The following is a 4,828-nucleotide window of genomic DNA, read 5'->3' on the forward strand; positions in this document are numbered from 1 at the left end:
GTTAGCGGCGGACGGGTGAGTAACACGTGGGCAACCTGCCTGTAAGACTGGGATAACTCCGGGAAACCGGAGCTAATACCGGATAGTATCTTGAACCGCATGGTTCAAGCTGGAAAGACGGTTTCGGCTGTCACTTACAGATGGGCCCGCGGCGCATTAGCTAGTTGGTGAGGTAATGGCTCACCAAGGCAACGATGCGTAGCCGACCTGAGAGGGTGATCGGCCACACTGGGACTGAGACACGGCCCAGACTCCTACGGGAGGCAGCAGTAGGGAATCTTCCGCAATGGACGAAAGTCTGACGGAGCAACGCCGCGTGAGTGATGAAGGTTTTCGGATCGTAAAACTCTGTTGTTAGGGAAGAACAAGTGCGAGAGTAACTGCTCGCACCTTGACGGTACCTAACCAGAAAGCCACGGCTAACTACGTGCCAGCAGCCGCGGTAATACGTAGGTGGCAAGCGTTGTCCGGAATTATTGGGCGTAAAGCGCGCGCAGGCGGTTTCTTAAGTCTGATGTGAAAGCCCCCGGCTCAACCGGGGAGGGTCATTGGAAACTGGGAAACTTGAGTGCAGAAGAGGAGAGTGGAATTCCACGTGTAGCGGTGAAATGCGTAGAGATGTGGAGGAACACCAGTGGCGAAGGCGACTCTCTGGTCTGTAACTGACGCTGAGGCGCGAAAGCGTGGGGAGCGAACAGGATTAGATACCCTGGTAGTCCACGCCGTAAACGATGAGTGCTAAGTGTTAGAGGGTTTCCGCCCTTTAGTGCTGCAGCTAACGCATTAAGCACTCCGCCTGGGGAGTACGGTCGCAAGACTGAAACTCAAAGGAATTGACGGGGGCCCGCACAAGCGGTGGAGCATGTGGTTTAATTCGAAGCAACGCGAAGAACCTTACCAGGTCTTGACATCCTTTGCCACTTCTAGAGATAGAAGGTTCCCCTTCGGGGGACAAAGTGACAGGTGGTGCATGGTTGTCGTCAGCTCGTGTCGTGAGATGTTGGGTTAAGTCCCGCAACGAGCGCAACCCTTGATCTTAGTTGCCAGCATTCAGTTGGGCACTCTAAGGTGACTGCCGGTGACAAACCGGAGGAAGGTGGGGATGACGTCAAATCATCATGCCCCTTATGACCTGGGCTACACACGTGCTACAATGGATGGTACAAAGGGCTGCGAGACCGCGAGGTTTAGCCAATCCCATAAAACCATTCTCAGTTCGGATTGCAGGCTGCAACTCGCCTGCATGAAGCTGGAATCGCTAGTAATCGCGGATCAGCATGCCGCGGTGAATACGTTCCCGGGCCTTGTACACACCGCCCGTCACACCACGAGAGTTTGCAACACCCGAAGTCGGTGGGGTAACCGCAAGGAGCCAGCCGCCTAAGGTGGGGTAGATGATTGGGGTGAAGTCGTAACAAGGTAGCCGTATCGGAAGGTGCGGCTGGATCACCTCCTTTCTAAGGAAGATATATGAGGACGCTTTTGGTTTTTGTTTAGTTTTGAGAGAACTTTGTTCCCTCTAAGTGAATAGTGAGTTTACTTTAAAAGTAAGCGAGGATTCATTTGCGCGTACTTTTTTGTACGTCAGAAGATATTCTTAATTCATGAGATGGGCCTATAGCTCAGCTGGTTAGAGCGCACGCCTGATAAGCGTGAGGTCGATGGTTCGAGTCCATTTAGGCCCACCATCTCTTAAAATTCATATGGGGCCTTAGCTCAGCTGGGAGAGCGCCTGCCTTGCACGCAGGAGGTCAGCGGTTCGATCCCGCTAGGCTCCACCAAGAAGTTGTTCTTTGAAAACTAGATAACGTAATTGATAACAAGTAATTCACTGAGATTTACGCTTACCATAATTAGTGATTTTCTAGACATTTATGTCTAAACAAACAACGAAAATGAGGAACGCTCTGATTCGTCAGATGCGATGATCCATTTTAGGTTAAGTTATGAAGGGCGCACGGTGGATGCCTTGGCACTAGGAGCCGATGAAGGACGGGACTAACACCGATATGCTTTGGGGAGCTGTAAGTAAGCTTTGATCCAGAGATTTCCGAATGGGGAAACCCACTGTTCGTAATGGGACAGTATCTTTATCTGAATACATAGGATAATGAAGGCAGACCCGGGGAACTGAAACATCTAAGTACCCGGAGGAAGAGAAAGCAAACGCGATTTCCCAAGTAGCGGCGAGCGAAACGGAATTAGCCCAAACCAAGAGGCTTGCCTCTTGGGGTTGTAGGACACTCTATACGGAGTTACAAAGGAACGGGGTAGATGAAGCGACCTGGAAAGGTCCGTCAAAGAAGGTAAAAACCCTGTAGTCGAAACTTCGTTCCCTCCAGAGTGGATCCTGAGTACGGCGGGACACGAGAAATCCCGTCGGAAGCAGGGAGGACCATCTCCCAAGGCTAAATACTCCCTAGTGACCGATAGTGAACCAGTACCGTGAGGGAAAGGTGAAAAGCACCCCGGAAGGGGAGTGAAAAGATCCTGAAACCGTGTGCTTACAAGTAGTCAGAGCCCGTTAATGGGTGATGGCGTGCCTTTTGTAGAATGAACCGGCGAGTTACGATCCCGTGCAAGGTTAAGTTGATAAGACGGAGCCGCAGCGAAAGCGAGTCTGAATAGGGCGATTTGAGTACGTGGTCGTAGACCCGAAACCAGGTGATCTACCCATGTCCAGGGTGAAGTTCAGGTAACACTGAATGGAGGCCCGAACCCACGCACGTTGAAAAGTGCGGGGATGAGGTGTGGGTAGCGGAGAAATTCCAATCGAACCTGGAGATAGCTGGTTCTCTCCGAAATAGCTTTAGGGCTAGCCTCAAGTATGAGAGTCTTGGAGGTAGAGCACTGATTGGACTAGGGGCCCTCATCGGGTTACCGAATTCAGTCAAACTCCGAATGCCAAAGACTTGCTCCTTGGGAGTCAGACTGCGAGTGATAAGATCCGTAGTCAAGAGGGAAACAGCCCAGACCACCAGCTAAGGTCCCAAAGTATACGTTAAGTGGAAAAGGATGTGGAGTTGCTTAGACAACCAGGATGTTGGCTTAGAAGCAGCCACCATTTAAAGAGTGCGTAATAGCTCACTGGTCGAGTGACTCTGCGCCGAAAATGTACCGGGGCTAAACGTATCACCGAAGCTGTGGACTGTTCTTACGAACAGTGGTAGGAGAGCGTTCTAAGGGCGTTGAAGCTAGACCGTAAGGACTGGTGGAGCGCTTAGAAGTGAGAATGCCGGTATGAGTAGCGAAAGAGGGGTGAGAATCCCCTCCACCGAATGCCTAAGGTTTCCTGAGGAAGGCTCGTCCGCTCAGGGTTAGTCGGGACCTAAGCCGAGGCCGAAAGGCGTAGGCGATGGACAACAGGTTGATATTCCTGTACCACCTCCTCACCATTTGAGCAATGGGGGGACGCAGGAGGATAGGGCAAGCGCGCTGTTGGATATGCGCGTCCAAGCAGTTAGGCTGAGAAGCAGGCAAATCCGCTTCTCATATAAGGCTGAGCTGTGATGGCGAGGGAAATTTAGTACCGAAGTTCCTGATTCCACACTGCCAAGAAAAGCCTCTAGCGAGGTGAGAGGTGCCCGTACCGCAAACCGACACAGGTAGGCGAGGAGAGAATCCTAAGGTGAGCGAGAGAACTCTCGTTAAGGAACTCGGCAAAATGACCCCGTAACTTCGGGAGAAGGGGTGCTTTTTAGGGTTCATAGCCCTGAAAAGCCGCAGTGAATAGGCCCAGGCGACTGTTTAGCAAAAACACAGGTCTCTGCGAAGCCGCAAGGCGAAGTATAGGGGCTGACGCCTGCCCGGTGCTGGAAGGTTAAGAGGAGAGGTTAGCGCAAGCGAAGCTTTGAATTGAAGCCCCAGTAAACGGCGGCCGTAACTATAACGGTCCTAAGGTAGCGAAATTCCTTGTCGGGTAAGTTCCGACCCGCACGAAAGGCGTAACGATCTGGGCACTGTCTCAACGAGAGACTCGGTGAAATTATAGTACCTGTGAAGATGCAGGTTACCCGCGACAGGACGGAAAGACCCCGTGGAGCTTTACTGTAGCCTGATATTGAATTTTGGTACAGCTTGTACAGGATAGGTAGGAGCCTTGGAAGCCGGAGCACAAGCTTCGGTGGAGGCATTGGTGGGATACTACCCTTGCTGTATTGAAATTCTAACCCACAGCCCTGATCGGGCTGGGAGACAGTGTCAGGTGGGCAGTTTGACTGGGGCGGTCGCCTCCTAAAATGTAACGGAGGCGCCCAAAGGTTCCCTCAGAATGGTTGGAAATCATTCGCAGAGTGTAAAGGCACAAGGGAGCTTGACTGCGAGACCTACAAGTCGAGCAGGGACGAAAGTCGGGCTTAGTGATCCGGTGGTTCCGCATGGAAGGGCCATCGCTCAACGGATAAAAGCTACCCCGGGGATAACAGGCTTATCTCCCCCAAGAGTCCACATCGACGGGGAGGTTTGGCACCTCGATGTCGGCTCATCGCATCCTGGGGCTGTAGTCGGTCCCAAGGGTTGGGCTGTTCGCCCATTAAAGCGGTACGCGAGCTGGGTTCAGAACGTCGTGAGACAGTTCGGTCCCTATCCGTCGTGGGCGCAGGAAATTTGAGAGGAGCTGTCCTTAGTACGAGAGGACCGGGATGGACGCACCGCTGGTGTACCAGTTGTCTTGCCAAAGGCATCGCTGGGTAGCTATGTGCGGAAGGGATAAGTGCTGAAAGCATCTAAGCATGAAGCCCCCCTCAAGATGAGATTTCCCATCACGCAAGTGAGTAAGAACCCTGAAAGATGATCAGGTTGATAGGTCTGAGGTGGAAGCGCGGTGACG

2 tRNA genes and 2 rRNA genes (1 of these 4 cut by a window edge) are annotated in these 4,828 nt (G+C 52.4%); all 4 read left to right on the forward strand.

From position 1 onward, the window contains the following. Positions 1-1,457: ribosomal RNA gene (locus CYJ36_RS18575) — 16S ribosomal RNA — on the forward strand (it extends 281 nt beyond the left edge of the window). 154 nt (positions 1,458-1,611) lie between these two features. Beyond that, a tRNA-Ile gene (locus CYJ36_RS18580) sits at positions 1,612-1,688 on the forward strand. A 17-nt stretch (positions 1,689-1,705) separates the two neighbouring features. Continuing rightward, positions 1,706-1,781 (forward strand) — tRNA-Ala (locus CYJ36_RS18585). A 156-nt stretch (positions 1,782-1,937) separates the two neighbouring features. Then, positions 1,938-4,828, forward strand: a 23S ribosomal RNA gene (locus CYJ36_RS18590); the annotation flags it as partial.

This window comes from Bacillus sp. UMB0893 (assembly GCF_002858905.1).
In the GTDB taxonomy this organism is placed as follows: domain Bacteria; phylum Bacillota; class Bacilli; order Bacillales; family Bacillaceae; genus Bacillus_P.